The 22081-nt window shown below is 59.4% G+C and carries 18 protein-coding genes and 1 riboswitch; of the genes, 9 read left to right on the top strand and 9 right to left on the bottom strand.

Annotated elements, in window-relative coordinates:
- The first annotated feature begins 30 nt into the window (after positions 1-30).
- The 3 genes from ABQ278_RS06835 to ABQ278_RS06825 all read left to right on the top strand — a co-directional run bounded on the left by ABQ278_RS06835 (position 31) and on the right by ABQ278_RS06825 (position 1798).
- A complete protein-coding gene (locus ABQ278_RS06835) occupies positions 31-918 on the top strand; it encodes an RcnB family protein (protein ID WP_349321813.1) in 888 nt (295 codons plus the stop codon).
- A gap of 61 nt (positions 919-979) precedes the next feature.
- Positions 980-1222: a hypothetical protein gene (locus ABQ278_RS06830; protein ID WP_349321812.1), complete on the top strand. Its 243-nt coding sequence runs from the start codon at positions 980-982 to the stop codon at positions 1220-1222.
- A 120-nt stretch (positions 1223-1342) separates the two neighbouring features.
- Positions 1343-1798 carry a hypothetical protein gene (locus tag ABQ278_RS06825; protein ID WP_349321811.1) on the top strand — a complete coding sequence of 152 codons (456 nt, stop codon included), beginning with the start codon at positions 1343-1345 and terminating at the stop codon, positions 1796-1798.
- A gap of 66 nt (positions 1799-1864) precedes the next feature.
- On the opposite strand, the gene ABQ278_RS06820 is transcribed toward ABQ278_RS06825, so the two are convergent.
- The 3 genes from ABQ278_RS06820 to gatB form a co-directional block, all read right to left on the bottom strand.
- The gene (locus ABQ278_RS06820) at positions 1865-3226 is read right to left on the bottom strand and encodes an ABC transporter permease (RefSeq protein WP_349321810.1); all 1362 of its coding nucleotides are present in this window, start codon (positions 3224-3226) and stop codon (positions 1865-1867) included.
- Positions 3219-4145, bottom strand: coding sequence for an ATP-binding cassette domain-containing protein (locus tag ABQ278_RS06815; RefSeq protein ID WP_349321809.1), 927 nt, complete (start codon positions 4143-4145; stop codon positions 3219-3221). Before ABQ278_RS06815 ends, ABQ278_RS06820 begins: the two co-directional genes overlap by 8 nt.
- A 135-nt stretch (positions 4146-4280) precedes the next feature.
- The gene (gatB, locus tag ABQ278_RS06810) at positions 4281-5747 is read right to left on the bottom strand and encodes an Asp-tRNA(Asn)/Glu-tRNA(Gln) amidotransferase subunit GatB (RefSeq protein WP_349322119.1); all 1467 of its coding nucleotides are present in this window, start codon (positions 5745-5747) and stop codon (positions 4281-4283) included.
- Between the two features lie 248 nt (positions 5748-5995).
- Here gatB and ABQ278_RS06805 point away from each other — a divergent pair, with 248 nt between their 5' ends.
- Complete coding sequence (locus tag ABQ278_RS06805) at positions 5996-6595, top strand: hypothetical protein (RefSeq protein ID WP_349321808.1); 600 nt, start codon at positions 5996-5998, stop codon at positions 6593-6595.
- Positions 6596-6820: 225 nt separating this feature from the next.
- Here the strand turns inward: ABQ278_RS06805 and ABQ278_RS06800 are convergent, their stop codons facing one another.
- The 3 genes from ABQ278_RS06800 to ABQ278_RS06790 all read right to left on the bottom strand — a co-directional run bounded on the left by ABQ278_RS06800 (position 6821) and on the right by ABQ278_RS06790 (position 13933).
- Positions 6821-9817 carry a TonB-dependent receptor domain-containing protein gene (locus ABQ278_RS06800; RefSeq protein ID WP_349321807.1) on the bottom strand — a complete coding sequence of 999 codons (2997 nt, stop codon included), beginning with the start codon at positions 9815-9817 and terminating at the stop codon, positions 6821-6823.
- Between the two features lie 349 nt (positions 9818-10166).
- Positions 10167-12188: a prolyl oligopeptidase family serine peptidase gene (locus ABQ278_RS06795; RefSeq protein ID WP_349321806.1), complete on the bottom strand. Its 2022-nt coding sequence runs from the start codon at positions 12186-12188 to the stop codon at positions 10167-10169.
- Positions 12189-12307: 119 nt separating this feature from the next.
- Entirely contained in the window at positions 12308-13933 is a 1626-nt protein-coding gene (locus ABQ278_RS06790) for an alpha-amylase family glycosyl hydrolase (protein ID WP_349321805.1), read from the bottom strand.
- A 212-nt stretch (positions 13934-14145) separates the two neighbouring features.
- Between ABQ278_RS06790 and ABQ278_RS06785 the strand changes: the two genes are divergently transcribed.
- Positions 14146-14610 (top strand): hemerythrin domain-containing protein, encoded by a 465-nt coding sequence (locus ABQ278_RS06785; RefSeq protein ID WP_349321804.1) that lies wholly within the window; start codon positions 14146-14148, stop codon positions 14608-14610.
- Positions 14611-14703: 93 nt separating this feature from the next.
- A complete protein-coding gene (locus ABQ278_RS06780; RefSeq protein WP_349321803.1) occupies positions 14704-15162 on the top strand; it encodes a hypothetical protein in 459 nt (152 codons plus the stop codon).
- A gap of 11 nt (positions 15163-15173) precedes the next feature.
- Here ABQ278_RS06780 and cytX read toward each other — a convergent pair whose 3' ends face one another.
- From cytX to ABQ278_RS06765, 3 genes are all read right to left on the bottom strand, one after another.
- Entirely contained in the window at positions 15174-16487 is a 1314-nt protein-coding gene (gene cytX / locus ABQ278_RS06775; RefSeq protein ID WP_349321802.1) for a putative hydroxymethylpyrimidine transporter CytX, read from the bottom strand.
- Between the two features lie 97 nt (positions 16488-16584).
- Positions 16585-17427 (bottom strand): TIGR00266 family protein, encoded by an 843-nt coding sequence (locus ABQ278_RS06770; protein WP_349321801.1) that lies wholly within the window; start codon positions 17425-17427, stop codon positions 16585-16587.
- Between the two features lie 100 nt (positions 17428-17527).
- Complete coding sequence (locus tag ABQ278_RS06765) at positions 17528-18016, bottom strand: hypothetical protein (RefSeq protein WP_349321800.1); 489 nt, start codon at positions 18014-18016, stop codon at positions 17528-17530.
- A 115-nt stretch (positions 18017-18131) separates the two neighbouring features.
- Positions 18132-18247, top strand: a riboswitch (TPP riboswitch).
- Between the two features lie 95 nt (positions 18248-18342).
- Here ABQ278_RS06765 and thiC point away from each other — a divergent pair.
- From thiC to ABQ278_RS06750, 3 genes are all read left to right on the top strand, one after another.
- Entirely contained in the window at positions 18343-20214 is a 1872-nt protein-coding gene (thiC, locus tag ABQ278_RS06760) for a phosphomethylpyrimidine synthase ThiC (protein WP_349321799.1), read from the top strand.
- A gap of 317 nt (positions 20215-20531) precedes the next feature.
- Positions 20532-20675 (top strand): hypothetical protein, encoded by a 144-nt coding sequence (locus tag ABQ278_RS06755; protein WP_349321798.1) that lies wholly within the window; start codon positions 20532-20534, stop codon positions 20673-20675.
- Positions 20676-20825: 150 nt separating this feature from the next.
- Positions 20826-21857 carry an IS110 family transposase gene (locus tag ABQ278_RS06750; protein WP_349321797.1) on the top strand — a complete coding sequence of 344 codons (1032 nt, stop codon included), beginning with the start codon at positions 20826-20828 and terminating at the stop codon, positions 21855-21857.
- The last annotated feature ends 224 nt before the right edge of the window (positions 21858-22081 follow it).

Genomic DNA, 22081 nt, shown 5'->3' with positions numbered 1-22081 from the left:
GGGGATGATCTAAACAGACAGAGGACGAAAATGAACAGCAAGTTCGCAAAAATGGCCGCCTCCGGCCTGGCGCTTGGACTTATTTTGAGCCTTTCCGCGGCCCCGCAGATGGCAAATGCCGAACGCCCACGCGAAGACCGCCAGGAAAGCAACAGCGGCAGCAACCGCCAGCCGCGCGGCGAACGTCAGCAAGCCGCCCGTCCGGCGGAAAGCCGCCCGGCCCCTCAGCCGCGCGCAACGCCGCCGCAACGCGATACCAGCGCACCGCGCGGCGATCGCGGCAACACTGGCGGTGATCGCGTGGATCGTGGAGACAGAGGAGGCGACCGGGGTGATCGTGGCAATGGCGGAGGACGCAACAGCGAGGTCTGGCAGGGTGGCAACCGTCCCGGTCAGCAACAAGGCGGCAATCCCGGTGGCGACCGTGGTAACAACGGTGGCCAGCAAGGCGGCGGACGCGGCGATCATAATGGTAACGGTGGCCAACCCGGCGGCGATCGCGGCGATCGCGGCAACCACAATGGCGGCTGGGATCGCGACCGCGACCGGGGCCATAATGGCGGCTGGGATCGTGACCGTGATCGTGATCGCGACGGCGGCTGGAACCGCGGCGGCGGGCGTCATCATTTTGACTACCGCGGCGATCGTCGCTTCCGTGGCTACAGCGGCGTGCGCTTCGGCTTCTACTTCGCGCCGAACCACGGCTATTACCGCGTGCCGAACCAATGGTACGGTCACCGCTGGACGAGCGGAGAATATCTGCCGGACTACTTCTTCTCGTACCGCATCTACGACTACATGTCCTATGGCCTGCCGACACCGCCGTATGACTGCGCCTACTTCTTCGTCGGTCAGGATGTCGTTCTGGTCGATCTGTCGAGTGGCGAAATCATCGATGTGTTCTACGACGTTTATTAAGTGCTGATCCTGTCGAAACCGCTAAACTGGCCCCGGATGCTCTGCATCCGGGGCCTTTTCGTTGCCGCTGATGCCCCTGGACAGGGCTTACACAGGAAATCAGAACGCCGCCCTCCCACCGGGCAGTGCCGAGCACGATGCCCAGCCCAAGCTACAGACTGCCGCGCAGACTGATTATAAAGGCAAGGTTACCGATAAGCCTGAATTAAATAAAGAAACCATAAAGATAGCCTTTATTTCGCGCGCACACCACAAACAGACCCCATCAAAGACAAATTTGAGCCCCATTCTTACTAAATTTTAACACTCGCTGAGACGATGACTTACCAACCACTTTACGAACTCAGCGATACTTACTGAAATATACAAGTATATTCAGGATAACTGTTAGTCATTCCCCCCCCAACAGAGAAAGCAACGACACATGAAGTCTTCCATTCGCATCGCTTCCGCCGCCGCTGGTATCCTCGCCCTCGGCATCGTGCCTTTCATCTCGGTCGCACAGGAAGTGCCGGCCACAGATCCCGCCGCCGCGACGGCCACTACCAGCTCGGCCAGCGAAAGCACCTCCGTCGCCGCTGACGGCACCGTCACCGCCACCTCGGAAGCCGCCTCCACCTCCGTCGCCGCCGATGGCACCGTGACGACGACGGCGGAATCCAGCAGCACCGAAAGCAGCGCTTCGTCCGAACTCGGCCAGCTCGCAGTAAGCGGCTACGCGTTAAAAAGAACGACCCCCGATGCGATGCACCGGGGGTCTTTTTTTGTCCGGATGCTGACCTTATCCCTCCCCGACTTGTCAGGGAGGGGGACCGCACGACGCCGCGAAGCGGCTAGATGTGGTGGTGGGGTTTCTTACTTTCCACATTCAGATTATTGAATGGAAGTGGCCGCTAAAACGCAGCAGGGCGGTATAAGACAAGGTGGTTTGCGGAAATGCCAAACCCTAAGCCGCCGGCTTCTGCGTTGCAATCCGGAACAAGGTGCCCCAGGTCAGCTTGCCGCCGGTCAGCGCGCCCTGCTTGAAGGCCTTGCGCCCGACCACGATCATGAACCCTCCGACGATCACCATGCCGCCCAGCGTCACCGCGATCTCCCACAGCGGCAGGGGCTGCGCCAGACGCAGCGGCATCAGGAACGGCGTGAAAATCGGCACATAGCTCAGCCAGCGGATAATCGGCGAATCCGGCACCTGCAGGGCCGCCTGCATGCACAGCATCGGGATCATCAGCACCATCATGACCGGCCCCATCACCGCCTGCGCGTCCTTCTGGGTTTCGCAGAAGGCGCCAATCGCCGCGAACGACACGCCATACATCAGATAACCAAAGACGAAATAGACCGCCAGCAGTCCCAGATGCAGCGGCGACAACAGCCCGCCGGCCGCCGCCTTGATATCGCTGATGACGTGCGGCGGGATCGAACTAAGGCCATAGGTGCCCAGCAGCAGGCTGGCGCAGCCCCATATGCCGCCGACGGTCAGCAGCACCATGGCGACGCCCAGCACCTTGCCGATCAGCAGGCTTTCGGTCGAGGTCGAGGCCAGCAGCACTTCCAGCACCTTGCTCGACTTCTCCTCGATCACCCCGCCCAGAAGGATCATCGACGAGGAAAAGATGGTCATCCAGGTCGCGAAACCCAGCATAAAGCCGATGAAGCCGGCGCCCCTGTCGCTTATGGGGCTTTTGGCCGCACCCGCCGCCGGCTGCGGTGTCAGGCTTGCGATGTCAGCGCGCGCTTCACGCATATCATGCGCCAGTTTCGCATCGACGCCATTCAGCCGCGCCACTTTTTGATATTGCAGGCCGTGCAGGTCCCATTCGATCATATCTTTCAGGTTACCCGCCTGCGACGGCACCGACCAGATATCGAAATGCAGCTTCTCGCCTTCATCATAGGCCAGCAGGATCGTCGACGGCTTGCCACTGTCCTCCGACAGCAGGCCCGGTATCTTCGCCGCCGCCTCAGCGCGCGACATAACCGGCGTCAGACCGGCCGGCAAGGCCACAAGCCTGACCTCATTCTGATGCGCCATCCGCGCCGCCATCCGGGCCAGCGCATCATCAGGGGCCGATGCCGCGTCCGCCTTGGCCTGCACCATGGCGCGCAACTCAGGCTCAAGCCCCTCGCCGCTCAGATCAAGCACCGCCACCGACATGGTTTTGACCGGCGAGGTCTGGGCCAGCAACAGCGGCACCAGGATCACCGCGCCGATCAGCAGCGGCACGGTGAACAGCGACAGCCAGAACCCGACCGTGCGGACAAAGGCGAGATATTCGCGCTGGGCGATCAGGAAGGTATTACGCATGGGCTTCGCCTCCCGTCAAAACTATAAACGCTTCGTGCAGGCTCGGCTCCTTCGCCTCAAAGCGCCGCACATCGAGCCCGCGCAGGAAGGCTGCCTTCAGCGCCTCATGCGCCGATTGCCCCGTATACAGCCGGCACTGCCACAGGTGCGCGCCGTTTTCGGTCGCCCCCATATCGCTCACCGACGCGACCCCCGGCAGGGCCATCAGCTCGGCCGCGCTCAAGGCGCCTTCGAGATCGAGATGCCGCGGCGCCGCCGCCCGCGCCTCTTTCAGGCTGCCTTCAAACACCTTCTGGCCCTTGGTCAGCAGCACCACTTTCTCGCACAGGCGCTCGGCGTGCTGCATGACGTGGGTGGAGAACAGCACCGTAGCCCCACGCTTGGCCAGATCGCGGATCACCGTCTCCAGCCCCTGCTGATTGACCGGATCGAGCCCCGAAAACGGCTCATCGAGGATGACCAGTTCCGGCTCGTGCACCAGGCAGGAAATAAGCTGCACCTTCTGCGACATGCCCTTGGAGAGCGAGCGAATCTGCTTGTTCATGAAGGGGCCAAGCCCTTGCGCCTCCAGCATCTCCTTGCCGCGTTTGCGCGCCACCGAGGCCTTCACGCCCTTGAGGCCGGCCAGAAAGACGATCACATCGACCGGCGTCATCTTGCGGTAGAGCCCGCGCTCCTCCGGCATGAAGCCGATGCGGTCGAGCGCCTTAGCCGCTGTCCCGCCCAGCACGGTGATCTGGCCGGCGGTCGGTTCGGACAGGCCCAGCATCATCCGCACGCTGGAGGTCTTGCCGGCGCCATTGGGCCCCAGGAATCCGCAGATCGTGCCGCGCTTCACCGCGAAACTGAGATCGCGCACGGCTTCGAAATCGCCATACCGTTTGAAAATGCCTTCAAGGCTCAGTGCCACATCCGCCATGTATCCCCTCCGGTTTGCCCGCACTATAGCCACACGCCAGATGATTGCACCAGATCAAACACAAAAAAGCCCCCGCACCTGCATGCGGGGGCTTTGATGTGATCCTCCCCTGTTTACGGGGGAGGATAAATTGCCCTACAGCCCCAGCTTTGCCTTCAGCAGTTCATTGACCGCCGCCGGATTGGCCTTGCCGCCGGTGACCTTCATGACCTGCCCCACGAACCAGCCCAGCGCCTGCGGCTTCGATGCCACTTCGGCGGCCTTGTCCGGATTGGCGGCGATGATCTCGTCGATGGCTTTCTCAATCGCGCCGGTATCGGTCACCTGCTTGAGGCCGTGCTTTTCCACGATCTCGGCCGGGGTGATCGTCCCCTTGCCTTCCCACATGTGCTCAAACACCGTCTTGGCGATCTTGGACGAGATCACATTGGTCTCGATCAGTTCCACCAGTCCGGCAATCTGCTCGGGCGGCAGCGGCGAATCCGAAATCTCCTGACCGTCCTTGGCCAAACGTGCCAGCAGTTCGTTGGTCGTCCAGTTGGCCACCAGCTTGGCGTCACGGCCTTTCGCCGCCTTCTCGTAGTAATCCGCGCGGTCCTGCTCGGAAATCAGCACCTGCGCGTCATACGACGACAGCCCGTATTGCGAGATAAAGCGCGCCTTCTTGTCGTCCGGCAGTTCCACCAGCGATTTGCGGATATCCTCGATCCACGCCTCTTCCAGCTCGACCGGCAACAGGTCGGGATCGGGGAAATAGCGATAGTCGTGCGCTTCTTCCTTGGAGCGCATCGAGCGCGTCTCGACCTTCACGGAGTCGAACAGCCGCGTTTCCTGATCGATCTTGCCGCCGTCTTCCAGAATCTCGATCTGGCGGCGCGCCTCGAATTCGATCGCCTGCTGCATGAAGCGGAACGAGTTGACGTTCTTGATCTCGCAGCGCGTGCCGAAAGGCTCGCCGACGCGGCGCACCGACACGTTACAGTCAGCGCGCATATTGCCCTTTTCCATGTCACCGTCGCAGGTGCCGAGATAGATCAGGATGGTGCGCAGTTTCTTAAAATAAGCCACGGCTTCGTCCGAAGATCTGAGATCGGGCTTCGAGACGATTTCCATCAGCGCGGTGCCGGCGCGGTTGAGATCGACATAGGTGGCGTTGGGGTCGAGATCGTGGATCGACTTGCCGGCGTCCTGCTCCAGGTGCAGCCGTTCGATGCGCACGGTGAACGACGAGCCGTCATCGCGCTCGACCAGCACCTCGCCCTCGCCCACGATCGGGTGGAAGAGTTGCGAAATCTGATAGCCCTGTGGCAGATCGGGATAGAAGTAGTTCTTGCGGTCGAAGCGCGAGAAGCGGTTGATCTCGGCTTTCAGGCCAAGGCCGGTCTTCACTGCCTGCTCCACGCAGTACCTGTTGAGCACGGGCAACATGCCGGGCATGGCGGCGTCAACGAGGCTGACCTGCTCATTGGGGCCGGCGCCGAAGCCGACCTTGGCACCGGAAAACAGCTTGGTGTTGGAGGCAACCTGCGCATGGACTTCGAGGCCCATGACGATTTCCCACAGGCCGGTCCGGCCCTGGATCAGTTTGCTGGGATCGGCCACGCGGCCGGAATCAAGAGGAGAAGCGATCTGTGTCATAGGGTGGATATAGCGGGCGGAAGCGCGTGGGGAAAGTGTGATGTTACATTTAAAGACAAAGAGCTTGGAATAACATCGCTATTCAGTTAATTTTTCTGCAATAAAGGACGTAACCGAGAAAACCAACATATTCATTAGAATGTGAACCTTCTCGATGTCACTTTCTAAAATTTCCCAAGTAGTATCATTCGACATGGAATCTCCATGTCCGAATGGATATAAAGGACGACACACGTGCCGACCTGTCGCCGCTCGAACAGCGGCGGGCGCGCCTGCGTGCCTATGCCGACCGCGTGCTGGAGGCGGTCGAAGCCCTGCCCATGCCCAAAACCGCGCTCGACGGCGAGCGCTCGCTGCGCACCATCACGGCGGCCGACCGGATGCTGATCCAGATTTACAGCAAGGTCAGCGCCGCGCGGCCGATCCTGCCGGAGGTGGCCAGCCCAACCGCCCATGGCGTCGCAGATCCGTCCTTAAGCTCCTATCTTGGCCGGCCTTTCAGCGAACGCTTCCCTTCTCTGTGGGCCGCGCTTTCGCCCGAAGCACCGCCACAACCCCCGCCGGAACAGCCTCAAGAGCAACCAGACGCGCCCTCGGAAGAGGTCGCGTTCGTCTACAGCTATGATGACGACGATATCGACGCCCCCGAAGAGGCCCCCGAAGAGGCGCCAGAAGCGCGTTCGCCCGCCGCCCTCGCCGCGCTCGATCTGGAACAACGCGCCAACGCCATCCTTCAGGCCTATCTCGACAGCCGCGCAGCCGAGCCAGAGGAAGATGACGAGGACGACGAAGACACCACCGCCCCGCCGTAAACGCGGCGCGAACCATCGCGGCCACTGATCCGCCGCCTGTCTTGCCCTTAAAACCCCATCTCTATTGCCGTGCGAAGACGTAAGACGTCTTGGCCGGTATCGTCGTGCTTAGCCGGCGATACCACAGACCGGATACAACAAAACCCCACCAGATGATGACGGGGTTTGTCAGGTAGGTGCGCGGTGAGGTTGACCTCACCGCTTTCGTTTGGGTCTGGCCTCAGACTAGAACTCTTTGGCGAGGCGCAGGTAGAACTGACGACCGACATAGCCGGAATAATACTGGCTGCCGAACGGATAGTTGCCGATCCGCGAGGCCGAGCCGCTGTATTGACCGCTGCCGAGGTAAGGCGGCGACTTGTCCATCAGGTTGACGATACCGGCGGTGACTTCCCAGGTCTTGGCGTTGTAACGCACCGTGAAATCATGGGTGAAGTAATCCGGCACCGAAGCGCGATAGGTGACCGGCTGGCCGTTGATATCCGTACCCGTGCCGTCTTCATTGAAGAAGCCAAGGTTGCTGGAAGCCTGAGCGTAGTGAACCGTCCAGGTGAAGGTCCAGTCCTGGTGCGTGAAGCGCGACTGCACGTCACCCACCCACTTCGGATCCGCCACAATGCCGTTGTAGTCATCGAACGAGTTACCCGGGAAGGTCTGGGCCTTGTCGTAGGACGTATAGGTGATCTGCGACGTGACGTTCAGGCTGCCGAAGTTGAATTCCTTTTGGTAGTCAATGGTGAAATCGATACCGCCGGTCTTCTCGGTCGGGATGTTGCGGTAGCTGGCGTCGATCGTGAGGATCGAACCGTCAGGCCCACGCGTGAACAGGTCGCAGAAGCCAGGGCGCGAACGGAAGGCATCGCTGTAATAGCACTGGCTGACAACGCTGGTGGTCGAGAGGATCTGGTCCTCGACCTGGATGCGCCAGAAATCGACGGCGAACTTGAAGCCGGTTTCAGGCGGTGTCAGCACGAAGCCGAACGATGTCGCCTGCGACTTTTCAGGCTCCAGGTTCAGACCACCGCTGGTGATGATCGTCGCCGAAGCACCGGCGCCAGCGTAATCGGTCGGCAGGCCATCGGCGGCGCAGTTGGCGCGCAGAGTGGTGTTGGTGTTGTAGTAGTTGCCCTCTTCGTCCTGCAGACCATAGTTGATACAAGGATCAACCTGGTTTTGCGCCAGGAAGGAGGTCTGGCGGTTCAGGAACAGTTCGAACAGGCCCGGCGCACGGAAGGAGGTGCCGTTGGTGGCGCGCAGGCGCAGGATGTTATCGACAGCCCAGTCGAGGCCGACCTTGTAGGTCCAGGCCGAACCGACCGTATCGTAGTCGGAATAGCGTCCCGAAAGGTCGAGCGTCAGGTCCTCAAAGAAAGGCTTGCCCTTGACGACAGGGATTTCGAACTCGCTGTAGACTTCCTTGACGGTGTCTTCGCCCTTGGTGATGCCGGCGGTGAGCTGGCCCCAGGCATTGGCGTTACGGCTGAATTCACCTGGCGTATCGTTGATCTTGTCACGACGCAGCGTGATGCCGAACGCCGAGGACAGAGGTCCGGCCGGAAGCTGGAACAGGTCACCGGTGATGGTGGCTTCGAAGATATCCTGGTCGTAGGTCGTCTTGCCGGTGTCCTTGACGAAGTAATAATCCTTCATGGCTTGCGGGAAGTTACCATCTTCGAGGATATCGGCCGTGAAGACGTTAAGCGGCACGCAGCCGGCAGGAGAGCCTGCTCCGCAAGGCACGCCGCCATTCAGCAGGGCGTAGGTCAGTTGGTCCGTCGCCGTACCGGCTTCGACGCGATCGAGCGGGATGACATCCCCTGTGTACTCTCCATCGCTGCGCGACATCGACAGATAAGCGTCCCACGACCAGTTCTTCAGTGTGCCGCGAGCGCCGCCCAGAACGCGATAGACCTTGACGTCCTGCTCGGAGTCCGAAGGAACCGCCATATAAGGCTCAGCCATCAGGCCGGTAATACCGGTAAACGCCGTATAGACGTTGTTGGCAGCGCTAAACGGATTGACCGTGGAATTTTCATTGAAGCGCGGGAAGAAGGTGCGCCAGCCATGCTGCTCCGACTTACGCTGATTGATCAGCACTTCGCCGTAAAGCTCGACGCCATTCGCCCAGGCCGGACGGTAGTTGCCAGACGTAAAGAAACTCAGGGTCTTGACCGGCGAGACAATGCTTTGGCTTTCCAGGCGCTTATTGTTGAAATCACGCGAGCCATAGGGAATAAAAGCCCAACCGGATACGCAATTGACGGCCGTTGGTGCGCAGGTAGCGCCGGGCGTCACGGCGCGCGAGGCAACGTAACCTGTAAGGCCGTAATAGTCATAATAGCTTTGCGGCAAATAGGTGCCGGTATAGCCGTTGGTGGCGCCACCATAGCACTTGTAAGTGCCGGTGTTCGGATCGATCAGGTCGGCGCGATCGCCGTTCAGATCAAAATAATTGTTCATCGGGCAGGAGAAAGCCGCGCGGTCACCCGCCGTCAGTTCGGTCTTTTCATAACCTTCCAGCGACACGACGATATCGCCGCGATCGAAGGTCTTACCCCACAGGCCGGTAAATTGATACTCGTCGGCGCCATCATGCTCGCTCTTCTTGATCGAGGTCGACAGTTCGAAACCATCAATATTCTTGCGGGTGATGACGTTAACAACGCCGGCCACGGCGTCGGAACCATAGATGGACGAGGCGCCGTCCTTGAGGATTTCGTAACGCGACACCATGGCTTCCGGAATGGTGTTCAGGTCGACAGCCGCAACCGTGCCGCCAACACCGGCAGGCGGCATGCGGTGACCGTTGAGCAGGACGAGCGAGCGCTGAGCCCCGAGACCACGCAGCGACACGGTGTTGATGCCGTCACCGCCATTGACCACATAACCGGTGAAGGTGTTGTTGATCTGGCCGGAGCCACTGGCAACGGACGAATTTTGCAGGATTTCGGTCGCGCTGATCATACCCGACAGGCTGGACTTTTCAGCCGTGATCACCTGGATCGGCGATGGCGAATTGAATTCGGAACGGCGGATGCGCGAACCGGTAACGACGATTTCGGTAGGCTCCTCCTCCGTGGTTGTCGTTGTCGTTGTTTCCGTAGTGGTTGTCGTCGTCGTGGTGGTTGTATCCTGAGCGAAGACCGGGAAACTGAAGGCCATTGTCGTTAGGACCGTACCGGTCAGCAACCACGCGCGCGTAAGATTTGGGGGATTTTTCATGAACGACTCCAATAGCGGAAAATTTGACTAAAGCGACACTATCTCGTCATATTTTTGACGCAAGTCACAAGTTACCGCAATTGCGAAAACTCGGAAAAACTGTGTTCCTGATGTCGCACTTTAAGATCTTAAAGTCGCATAAAACGCCTAAATCATTACTTTTTCGTGATAAAGGAAAAATTGTCTGGCTGTACTTGCATCGAAAAGACATCCTTTTACCCGCAAGTAAAGGTAACGACGTTCTTTACAGGACGAATTACTCCGACTATTGCCGCAATGTGAGCGTAATCCAGACAATATTTAGAAGAAAACCCTGCACTATGGCAGGGCTTTCAAGCACATCAGCAGTTTAGTTGATCAGGCCGCATTTCGGACTTTTGAGATAGCCCTCTATATAGCCCAGGGTTTCGGTCTGCCATTCCGTATGCCACGGCAGGGTATGCCACATCCCCTTGATCTCGTGGTATTCCACATCCTTTTTAGCCGACTTCATAGCGGCATAGAACATACGCGAATGATCCGTATCGGCCTGGCGGTCGTGATCACCATGATAGAGCATGATCGGGATATTCGCCTTATCGACGTTCTTCAACGGGTCCATACCATCGACCGTATGCCCCTGGATATCGCGCTGAACATGGTTAGCGCCCCACAGGTTGCCGATGCGATCAAGACTCGACACACCCGCCCCAGCGATAGCGCACCTGTAAGGACTGTTCGGACGGACACTGGCGGCAATAGCGGCGAAACCACCGTAGGAGTAGCCGAAGATGGCCATGCGCTTTGGATCAGCGACGCCCTTGGAGACCATATAAGCCGCCGCGTCGTCGTTATCGTCCGACATCTTCTGCCCCCACTCCTTATCGCCGGCCTTCCAAAGATTGAAGCCCCAGCCTTCGGAACCGCGATACTGCGGCTGGATAACGGCTATACCCCGCGTCGCCAGAAACTGCGGCCAGCCCGCCATATCCCAGGTCTGGTAGTCGCGCGCCCAGGGCCCGCCATGCGGCATGACAACGAGCGGCACAGGTCCTTTATCGGCGGACCAGCCTGGCGGATAGGTGATAAAGGCCGGAATCTCCAGCCCGTCACGCGCCTTGAAGGTCACAAAATCCGGCTTGCCGAGTGTTTTGGGATCGATCCACGGCTTCGCGCCCCCAAGCGATTGCAGCTTGTTATCCTTGTAGAGGTAATATTGTGACGGAAAATCAGGCGCCTCCACATTGATTACGGCCGTATCGTATGAGTCACGATTGATGTTGATATGGACATTACGTCCCGGGAAGTTGGCCTCTATGGATTTTTGCACAGACGCCCATTTTTCATCGAGAAAGCTGATGCTGGTATACGGCCCATCGACCAGAACCGCAAATATTTCCGTCTTTTTCGCGGGCCTGTCATACTTGAAGGCAACATTGTCGATATCGTACTTCGGACTGGCGAACAAAGGCTCGGTGCCAAATGTCTGCGCCTTGATATCGTAATCATAGATGGCGCTGTGGTCCGTGGTCAGGTTGGAGGCAACAACCAACTGGTTCGGATCCGTATCAAATCCGAGGATATTAATGCGTTTACGCTCGGCGAGCTTATAGCTCAGCGGTGCCTGATAAACCCACTCACCGGTCGCTTTATTCTTGATGAAGACCTTATACCAGTATTCACCCCCTACCGTATCAACCTGCTCCTTGATCAACGGCTCACCCGTCGCAAGATCAACACCTGCGGCAATAAAGTTGAACTCTGAACTTCCCGTCGCCACAGTACGCGTCCTGCCTGTCTTGACATCCAGTTCAAATATCTTTTGCACAAAGGATGACGGATCGACTGTAGCCATCAGCACCTTGGTGTCGTCGTAAAGATTGAGGTTGAAAACAGTCGCTGAAATACCACGATCCATCGCATCGCGGACATCCTTGTTGAGTGTTCCCGTGATGCGGAAAGGCTCTTCAATTTTGCGACCTTCGATGTCGGCATAGTAAAGCTTATTCGTAAAATCTGGCCGGCCATCGATGGTTAGTGGTTGCTCGGTGAGGAAGAAAATCTTATCCGACGTGAAGAAGCCGACCTGGATGATGCGCTGTGTTTCCGAAGGAATCCATACTGGCTTCTTCGTGAGATCGGTGGCGTCCCAGATCGAAATAACCGGCCATTTCTGACCTTTGACCGCAATCAGCGCGGCAATATGCTTGCCATCAGGTGATATGGTTACCCCGGTAATAGCGTCGTACTGCGCGAGAGCCTCGATGGACAGCGGCTGCGCCGGCGGGGTATAGGCGGCGTGGGCGGTGCCTGCCACCAGCCCCAGGCTCAGGGCGGCCAGGGCCACGGATCTCATCAGGTTTTTGGACAGATTAAACGACAGGCGCGTCATGGAAGGCTCCAACAGATACAATTGAAACAGGTGTGAACCCTGCCCCCGATCTTCGTCAATACAGTTTTACGCGAATATGACCCAATCCGCCCAATTGTTACGGATTCGTAATCCCGTCTCTATTGCCGTGCGAAGACGTAAGACGTCTTGGCCGGTATCGTCGTGCCCAGCGTTCCGTTGGCGGCCGACACCGGCGCCGTAGCCGCCTCCCCCACCCCGCGCAGAACCTGCTGATACGTCCCCGCCCCGACCCTGAGGCTGACGGTCTGCGGCTTATCCGACAGGTTGATCACCACCGCCACCTGATCGGTGTCGCTGGTGCGGGTGAAGCTAAGTACCGGATCGCCGGCCTTCGCCTGCACCTCAAGCGTGCCGGTGCCGAAAACCGGCCGGTCGCGCCGCACCTGATAGAGCGCACGGTAATATTCGAGCAGGGACGCCGGATCACCCGATTCCGCCGCCACATTATGGCTGGCGACATTGATCGCCACGTCGCGGTAAGGCGTGCCCGTGGTGAAGCCGGCGGCGCGCGGATAGCCGGTCCAGCTCATCGGCGAGCGGATGCCGGGATCATTGAACACGCCGCCATTGCTCATGCCGATCTCCTCGCCGTAATAGGCAAAGGGCGTCGATGAGGCCAGGATGGCGATGGCCGCCGACAGCTTGTAATCGGCCGGATTGTTGACGCCGAACTGGTTGATCAGCCGGTCGCCGACATAGGAATCGTGGCTCTGCAGGGCCAGCGGCATCAGGTCGGCGTGGGGATTGTCCAGTTGCGCGCTCAAGGGTGTCTGCAGCGTGCCCTTGCGGGCGCTGTCGATGATCGAGGCCTGCACGCCATAGGCAAAGGCGCTGCACGCCTTCACGTACATCTCCGCGCCTTCGGAGGCCTCGCAGATCATGTAGCGGTTGTCGTATTCGTCGAGCGTTTCGCGCAGCTTCGCCACGATGCCGGGATTGGCCGGATTGTTGAAATAGCGGTCCTTGCCGTCCTCGATCAGCATGGTGACCGCATCGAGCCGGAAGCCGTCGACGCCCTTGTTCATCCAGAAGCGCATGGTGTCCTGGAGGTAGGCGATGACCTTCGGGTTCTTCAGGTTGAGGTCGGGCATGCTGTCGGAGAAGACGCCGTAATACTGGCCCACGCCGCCGGGCACGGTTCGGCTGACCGGCTTCCACGGGTCGTTGTAAAAGGCGCCGCTGACGCCGCGCATCTTGGCATTATACCAGCCGGGGTTCTGGTCGGAGAAGACGTACCAGTCGCGGTAAGGGCTGGCTTTCGAGACCGCGGCGGCCTGAAAAAGGGCGTTGCCGCTGCCCGAATGGTTGACGACATAGTCGATGATGACGCCGATACCGCGCTTGTGGGCTTCCTGCACGAAGCGCTCGAAATCGGCCATGGTGCCGTAGTCCGGGTTGACGGCGCGATAGTCATTGACCGCGTAGCCGTGGTCGCCGTCTTCGCTCGGCATCATCGGCATAAGCCAGATGCCGGTGACGCCGAGGTCGTGGAGGTAGTCGAGCTGCTGGGTAAGGCCGTTGAAATCGCCGATGCCGTCGCCATCGCTGTCCTTATACGAACGGACGAAGATCTCCATGAAGGCGGCCGAGCGGTTCCAGTCCTTCGGCAAGGCACTGGCCCTGGCGGTGACCGCGACGGGCGACACGTCGATAGCGGGTGCCGCCATCGCCGGCAAGGCAAGCAAGGACACGGCGGCGGCCAGCGCCAGGTGCGTAAAGGTCATGATCGGCTCCCTGTTTTTTGACAGGGTGACACGGCAGGCGCGGGATGGAAACGTGAATACGTATGCGCGCCTTTTGGGGCACGACACCGGTGCGCTTTTTATCGGGTTTGGGTGGCGATTCTTATGGCTTTCTTACCTTGTGGTCATAGTCTCGTATGTCTTCGCTACAGGGTTGCGTGCAGGATAGGCCTCAAAAGATATGGAGGTTTCCCATGGATATCTATGCCTATATCACCCGCGATCACCGTCGCGTCGCCGGCCTTATGAACGACCTGATGTCGATCCGCCTGCCCGCGATCCGCCAGCCCCTGTTCGATCAGATCATTGACGAACTGACGCTCCACAACGACAGCGAGGAACGCACCTTCTATGCGGCCCTTGAACACGCGACTCAGACCCAGGCGATGAACGACAAACTCGAACATGCCGAGCATGAGCACCACGAGATCAAGGCTCTGCTCCATGTGCTGAAACGCCTGTCGATCGGCTCAGAAGAGTGGATGGAGAAGTTCGGCGAGCTGAAATTCGCCGTCGAGCAACACGTGGCCGAAGAAGAAAGCACCGTGTTTGACAAGGCCAAGATGGTGTTAAGCACGCTCGATGCGCACCGGCTGGCGCTCTCCATAGAGGCGCTCAAGCAGCAGATTCGCCAGGATCAGCCCGTCCCGGTTGGATAGGGCCTCGTCACGAAAGGGTGAGCACTGTTCGATATGCGTGAAAACCCTTGTTAAGCAACCTTAGGCAATGCGGCGCTATCAGGGAGTTTTGTTATGGACATCTATAGCTACCTCGGCAGGGAACACAGCCGGCTCACCGGCATGCTGAACGCTCTGCCCGAAGCCGCCACGCTCGATAAACGCTGGCAGGCCTTTGATATGCTCAAAGCCGAGCTGGAAGCCCACATGGAAAGCAAGGCGCGCACCTTCTACGCCGCGCCGTCCGGTGCTGTGCCTGAGCGTCCGAATCAGGATGTCGGCATCATGCTGCATGTCCTGTCACGCATGGAGATGGACGATCTCTGCTGGGCCGACAAATTCGCCGAACTGCGCGAGACGGTGATCGGGCATTTCTACAATGAGGAAAACGCGGTCTTCGATCTTGCCCGTCAACAGATTGGGCCACAACAGGCGCACCATCTCATGCTGGAGATGGAGGTCATGAAACAGGGCCTTCTCGGCGGCGACCTGCTGGTTATGGCGCCGTCTGATACAGAGAGCGCCGCACAATAATAGGCAGCGCGTCAGACGTCTGCCGGCCTGGCAAACATCTGCGCCAGAGCCCAGTAGGTGACGGCCGCCACGAAAAAGGCCGGCAGGGTGGCGCCGACCGCAGGCAGAAAACTGAGGACGTAATAATAGGTGGCGATGCCCGCACCCCACGCCGCGAAGGCGCTGACATGCACGCCATAGGTAAAGCGGTAGACGCCCATGATCCGAATGATATCCTTCGCCACGATATGGCGTCTGCGGATGAGGAAGTGATCGACCAGCAGCACGCCATAGAGCGGTGTGAACACCGAACCAATGGCGTAAAGGAAGGTCATGAAATTGGCCATGGGCACGAACAAAGCGATCACCGTGCACAGCAGGCCAAAGCCGATCACCAGATGTCGGATGCGGAAGTGCAATAAACTCGCCATCGAACTGGCGGCCGAGAAAATATCAGCAAAGACATTGTCGGTCTCGTCGATCAGGATCAGCAACAGCGCCAGTCCGCCGCCGGTGGTGGCCAGGGCCGACAGCAGCATATCGGCCGGGTTTTCGGTCAGCAGGGCATAGGCCGCGCCAAGCGAAAAAAACCAGATATTGGCCAGCACGAAGCCCGCCGAACTGCCGCGAAACACCGCCTTCGAGGACTTGCCGAAGCGGGCATAGTCAGCGATCAAAGGCAGCCACGACAGCGGCATGGCGATGACCAGATCGATGCCGCCGCCGAGCGACAGTGAACCATCGCCCTTGCGCGCGAAGGCGTCGGCAAGGTTATGTCGCGACAACAGCGCCCAGGTCATCCAAGCGGCACCCGCCAGCAGCAGCCACAGGCCATACTGGCGCAGGAAACGGCGGATAAAGCCGAGCGGCCCCATCACAGCCAGCAGGGTGGCGGCCAGTCCGAACACCAGCGTCCAGACGATCGGGAAGGTCAGGCCGAAGGTGTTGGTCGAGAGCGTGTTGGCGGCGTCGCGCATGGCGATGATCTCGAACGATCCCCAGCCGACAAGCTGAATAACGTTGAGCAAGGCGGCGATATGCACCCCGCGCACGCCCAGCGTCGGCCGCAAGGCGCCCATGGTGGCCAGGCCGGTATCGGCCCCGACCACGCCGGCCAGCCCGAGCAGGAGCGCGCCAGCCACACTGCCGATGACGATGGCCAGCAGGCCGTCGGTCAGCGACAGGCCCGGCACCAGATAGGCGCCGGCCTGCAGCACCAGAAGGCCGATGCCGAGCGAGAACCATAGTGAGAAGGCATCGCGCGTCGTCAGGCTGCGCTTGCCCTCCGGCACGGGGACGAGCGGGTCATAGGCGTCGTGATCGGAACGTTCGGTGTTGTCTGACATGGATAAGCTTCAGGAATCGGAGAAACCCTAGCCTTAGCAGACTTACCGAAGCAAGAAACCCCACCACTGCATCTCGCGCTATGCGCGTCGCAGCTTCCTAGCGGTTGCCGCCGATCAGATCGCCAAGGCCGCCGAGCACCGAGCCCTCGCCGCTGTTCTGGCCGCTGCCGCCGATGGCCGCACCGATCCGTCCGGCCAGGCGCGCGAACGGCAGGGACTGGATCCACACCTTGCCGGGACCGGTCAGTTGCGCAAAGAAGACCCCTTCACCGCCAAACACCATCGACTTGACGCCGCCGGCCTGGATCAGGTCGAAATCGACCGTATCGGTGAAGGCCGCCACACAGCCCGTATCGACGTGCAGTTGCTCGCCGGCTATCAGTTCACGCTCGATCACCATGCCGCCGAACTGGACAAACACCCAGCCGTCGCCTTCCAGCTTTTGCATGATGAAGCCTTCGCCGCCGAACAGGCCGGTCATGATCCGCTTCTGGAAAGCGATACCGAGCGACACGCCCTTGGCCGCCGCCAGGAAGGCGTCCTTCTGGCAGATCAGCCGGCCGCCGACCTGATCGAGCTTGATCGGCACGATGGCACCCGGCACCGGCGCCGAAAAGGCGACGCGCGCCTTGCCGTGGCCGTTATGGGTAAAGACGGTGGTGAACAGGCTTTCGCCGGTGATCAGACGTTTGCCGGCGCCGAGCAGCGCGCCCATGAAGCCGCCGCCCTGTGCGCCGGAGCCGTCACCGAACACGGTCGTCATGCCGACGGACGCATCCTTCCAGACCATGGCGCCGGCTTCGGCGATGGCGCTTTCACCCGGATCGAGTTCGATCTCGACGAACTGGAGCTCCTGCCCCTTGATCTCGAAATCGATATCGTCAGCCACGCCGGACTTGGCGTGGTGATGGGTGACGGGAACGGATGGGGTGCCGAACATGGTAATCCTCTCAAAGCTGTGTTGTGAGAAGATGTAGGGCCACCGGCGCCGATGTGAAGAGACTTTGTAAAAAGAAGTGTGGGGCAAAAAGAAGTTTGGTTTACCTGTAACGGAATTTCACATCGTGCCAGCGCGGCACGAAAAACCAGATCTTGCCGCCACGCTGGCTGATGACGACCTGCTCATCCGATACCCAACGCGCATTGACCTTGGCGCCGGTGCCAAAGGCCGCGACCGCCTTGCCGCCACGCGCCGTCTGGCCGGCACGACGAATGAAAATCTTCTGCTCGGGCACGGCGCCAAAGCAACTGACGCTGGCGATATTGAGTTCAAGCGTGCCCCCCGGCGACCGGATCACCTTGCCGGGTTCGCTGGCGCAAAAGGGCGCGGCGATCTCATGGACCTGCCAGCTCACAAAACCGGCAGCGAGGGCCAGAACAGCGGTGACGCCAAGGCCGGCGAACCAGTACCAGTGATGGCGCTCGCGGACATGGGCATAGCCGTGGGCATGGTGCACCTCATCATAGGCGCCGGTCTGCAAATGCAGATCCTGCTCCGTCACCTGTGTTCCCGGCCCTTGCAGCGGCATGTATATCCTTGCTGGCGGCGCTCCGCCCTGTGGATAAGTTTACCGCTATCACCTTAAGGAAGCCTCAACGGCCATTCTGCCCTTGCTCCCCTCGCCGGCTTCCTCTAAATTCGCCCACAGTTCACCGGGGTGTCCGCGCGTAAAGGCGGGCTGAGACGAGGGTCTAGTCCTTCAAACCCGTCGAACCTGATCCGGGTCATGCCGGCGAAGGGAGATGACACGCTGTGCGTCCACATCCGGATTCCAGCCATACCTGACGCTCATGATCCCTCTTTTATCGCCCTCAAGCCGCAAAGCGGTAGGGCAATTTGAATGTGAGGGACATAATGAATAAGCCAATCAAAGACTTGAAACCCATCACGGTCGAGGCCTCGCCGATCCCCGGTTCGCGCAAGGTGTATGAGCCCGGCGTCCGTTTTCCGGACATCCGCGTGCCCTTCCGCGAGGTGGCGCTGCACGAAAGCGCCAACGAACCGCCGGTGACGATCTACAATTCCTCCGGCCCCTATACCGACGCCGGCTTCACGCCCGACATCGCCAAGGGCCTGCCGCGCCTGCGCGAACAATGGATCGTGGACCGCGGCGATGTCGAATATATCGAGGCCCGCGAGGTCAAACCTGAAGACAATGGTATTTTATTAAGGGGGGGCAATGTCTCCGAAGGCGCTTTGGCCCCGCAATTCCCCAACCTGCCCAAGGTGTTGCGCGCGAAAGACGGCAAGTCCGTCACGCAGTACGAATACGCGCGGGCTGGCATCATCACGCCGGAAATGGAATATATCGCTATCCGCGAAAACCTGCGCCGGAGCGAAGCCGCGCAAGGCGTACGCGATGGTGAAGACTTTGGCGCCTCGATCCCCGACTACGTGACGCCGGAATTTGTCCGCGATGAAGTGGCGCGTGGCCGGGCCATTATCCCCGCCAATATCAACCACCCCGAGGTCGAGCCGATGATCATCGGCCGCAACTTCCTGGTCAAGATCAACGCCAATATCGGCAATTCGGCCGTCACCTCCTCGATGGAAGAAGAGGTCGAAAAGATGGTCTGGGCCATCCGCTGGGGCGCCGATAACGTCATGGACCTGTCGACCGGCCGCAATATCCACAATATCCGCGAATGGATCATCCGCAACTCCCCGGCCCCGATCGGCACAGTGCCGATCTATCAGGCGCTGGAAAAGGTCAATGGCGTGGCCGAAGACCTGACGTGGGAGGTCTACCGCGACACCCTGATCGAACAGGCCCAGCAGGGCGTCGATTACTTCACCATCCATGCCGGCGTACGTCTGGCCTATGTCCACCTGACCGCCAAGCGCGTGACCGGCATCGTGTCGCGCGGCGGCTCGATCATGGCCAAGTGGTGCCTGGCGCACCACAAGGAGAACTTCCTCTACACGCACTTCGAAGAGATCTGCGACATCATGCGTGCCTATGACGTGTCGTTTAGCTTAGGCGACGGCCTGCGGCCCGGCTCGATCGCCGACGCCAACGACGCCGCGCAGTTCGCCGAACTGGACACGCTCGGCGAACTGACCAAGATTGCCTGGGCCAAGGGCGTTCAGGTCATGATCGAAGGCCCCGGCCACGTGCCGATGCACAAGATCAAGGCCAATATGGACAAGCAGCTTAAAGTTTGCGGCGAAGCGCCTTTCTACACCTTGGGGCCCCTCACCACCGATATCGCGCCGGGCTATGACCACATCACCTCAGGGATAGGCGCGGCCATGATCGGCTGGTTCGGCACCTCGATGCTGTGCTACGTCACGCCGAAGGAACACCTCGGTTTGCCTAACCGCGATGACGTGAAAACCGGCGTGATCACATACAAGATCTCGGCCCACGCCGCCGATCTCGCCAAGGGACACCCCGGTGCGCAGGCCTGGGACGACGCCATGAGCCGCGCCCGCTTCGAGTTCCGCTGGCAGGACCAGTTCAACCTGGCGCTTGATCCGGAAACCGCCCGCGCCTTCCATGACGAAACCCTGCCGAAGGAAGCCCACAAGACGGCGCATTTCTGCTCGATGTGCGGGCCGAAGTTCTGCTCGATGAAGATCAGTCAGGAGGTGCGGGATTACTCTGCCGCGATGACCGATAATGAACGCGCAGATATCGAAAATGGCCATATTGAAGCGGGCATGGCAGATATGTCGCAGAAATTCCGGGCTCTCGGCTCTGAGATTGACGTACCGGCAGAATAACAGGGGCACAGCCCCTGCCCCCATATGTTAGACAGCGCTTTAGTAACGGGGTGTGGGGTCTGTGACCCCACATCCTTTCTTTTACTGGTTGCGATTGCAACTTGTAATTCGCCTGATAAGCGTCTATATAGCCTGTATCAACGCCGATAGTCCGGCGGGTTTCCGATATTCGATCGAGCCCCGGACGCGTATTTTTCGCACATCACCGTTTGATTGCCGTGCCATTCGGGCGCGGCTGCTTCAGCTATTGAGCTTTCAATCGCTACATACCCATAAGAAAGACCGTCCGGCAGCAACCGGCGGCAAGGATTTCTATTATGCAACATCTTCCCCAAAAGACCCACCCTCGCCCCGATCTGCGACTTGTGGCCGCCCGCGCCCTGCGCTGGCCCCTGGCCCACGTGGCGCCGGGCTTCAGCCGCCGCGAACTGCAGCGCCTCGTCGCCGACATGATCGACTAGAGCGCTTTCCGAAACGTGTGACGCACTTTTCGGATAAAAAAGCGCGTCAAAACAAAAAATTAGATGGGGTGGTTGCCGCCCCTCCCAGACGGCATCGCAATGTGCCAAAATAGTGGTGTTATAGGCCACTGAGCGGAAAGGACGGCAACCGTGACGAAAGATACAATGATTGGCGTAGATTTGGCAAAGTCTGTTTTTCAACTGCATGGCGCCTCAATGACGGGTGATGTTCGGTTCAAGAAGAAGCTTTCCAGGGATGGTTTTTTGAAGTTCATGACGGGCAAGGCTCCGGCGGTTGTAGTGATGGAGGCTTGCGGCAGTGCGCATTACTGGGCCCGTGAGATGGTCCGGCTCGGCCACGAGGTGAGGCTGATCGCACCGCAGTACGTAAAGCCGTTTTTAAAACGTCAGAAAAATGATGCGGCGGACGCTGAGGCCATCGTGATCGCGGCACAACGGCCGGAAATGCGCTTCGTCGAGCCGAAGTCCCCAGAGCAGCAAAGCCGGGGCATTTTGTTTCGGGCGCGTGAGCGGCTTGTGCATCAGCGCACCGAACTGGTCAACGCCGTTAGGGCCTGCCTTTATGAGTACGGCCACGTGGTTCCGCAGGGGATACATCAGATCAACCGGATCGAAGAAATCCTGAATGAGTCGAACAGTGACTTGCCTGATTTGATGCGCGAAGAATGTCAGGACTTGCTAAAGCAGATCGCTGAAAAAACGGCGCGCATTGATGCACGAACTCACAAGATCAAGGCACTGGCTGAAGAAACTGACGTGGCGCGGCGTTTGCAGACCATTCCTGGCGTCGGCCCTTTGACGGCCTTGGCCGTCGAAGCCTTTGCCCCGCCTATGGAAAGCTTTGAGTGCGGTCGCGACTTCTCAGCTTGGCTCGGCCTTGTCCCACGCCAGTTCTCCTCCGGCGGAAAGGAAAGGCTCGGCAAAATTTCCAAGGCCGGACAGTCCGATATCCGCAGGCTACTCATAATCGGCGCGATGTCGCGCCTGAACTGGTTGGGACGTAAGTCGGTTCCAGAGGGGTCTTGGCTGGCGCGGATGATGGCGCGAAAGCCGCGGATGCTTGTGGCAATCGCCTTGGCAAACAAGATGGCCCGAACAATCTGGGCCTTGCTGACAAAAAATGAGGAGTATCGAGTTCCGGCCCAGGTGGCGGCATCATGATCCATGTGATGCGAAATCTGCCTGGCGTCGGCTAAGGGAGGGTGAAAGAAGGCGATGACCCGAATGGGCGAAAAGATCGAACAGATCTGGATCAGGAAAACCAGTAAAGCTCTATGAGCATCAAGCTCGAAAATTAGATTTGGACCTGGTCCGCAGATCACCATACCGGCTAGCGGTTTCTGAAATACCGCACTTAAAGGCCTTACAGAAGACCGCACTCGATC

This window comes from Asticcacaulis sp. MM231 (assembly GCF_964186625.1).
In the GTDB taxonomy this organism is placed as follows: Bacteria; Pseudomonadota; Alphaproteobacteria; order Caulobacterales; family Caulobacteraceae; genus Asticcacaulis.
The sequence above is the reverse complement of the archived record's forward strand: the minus strand, read 5'-3'. Positions and strand labels throughout refer to the sequence as shown.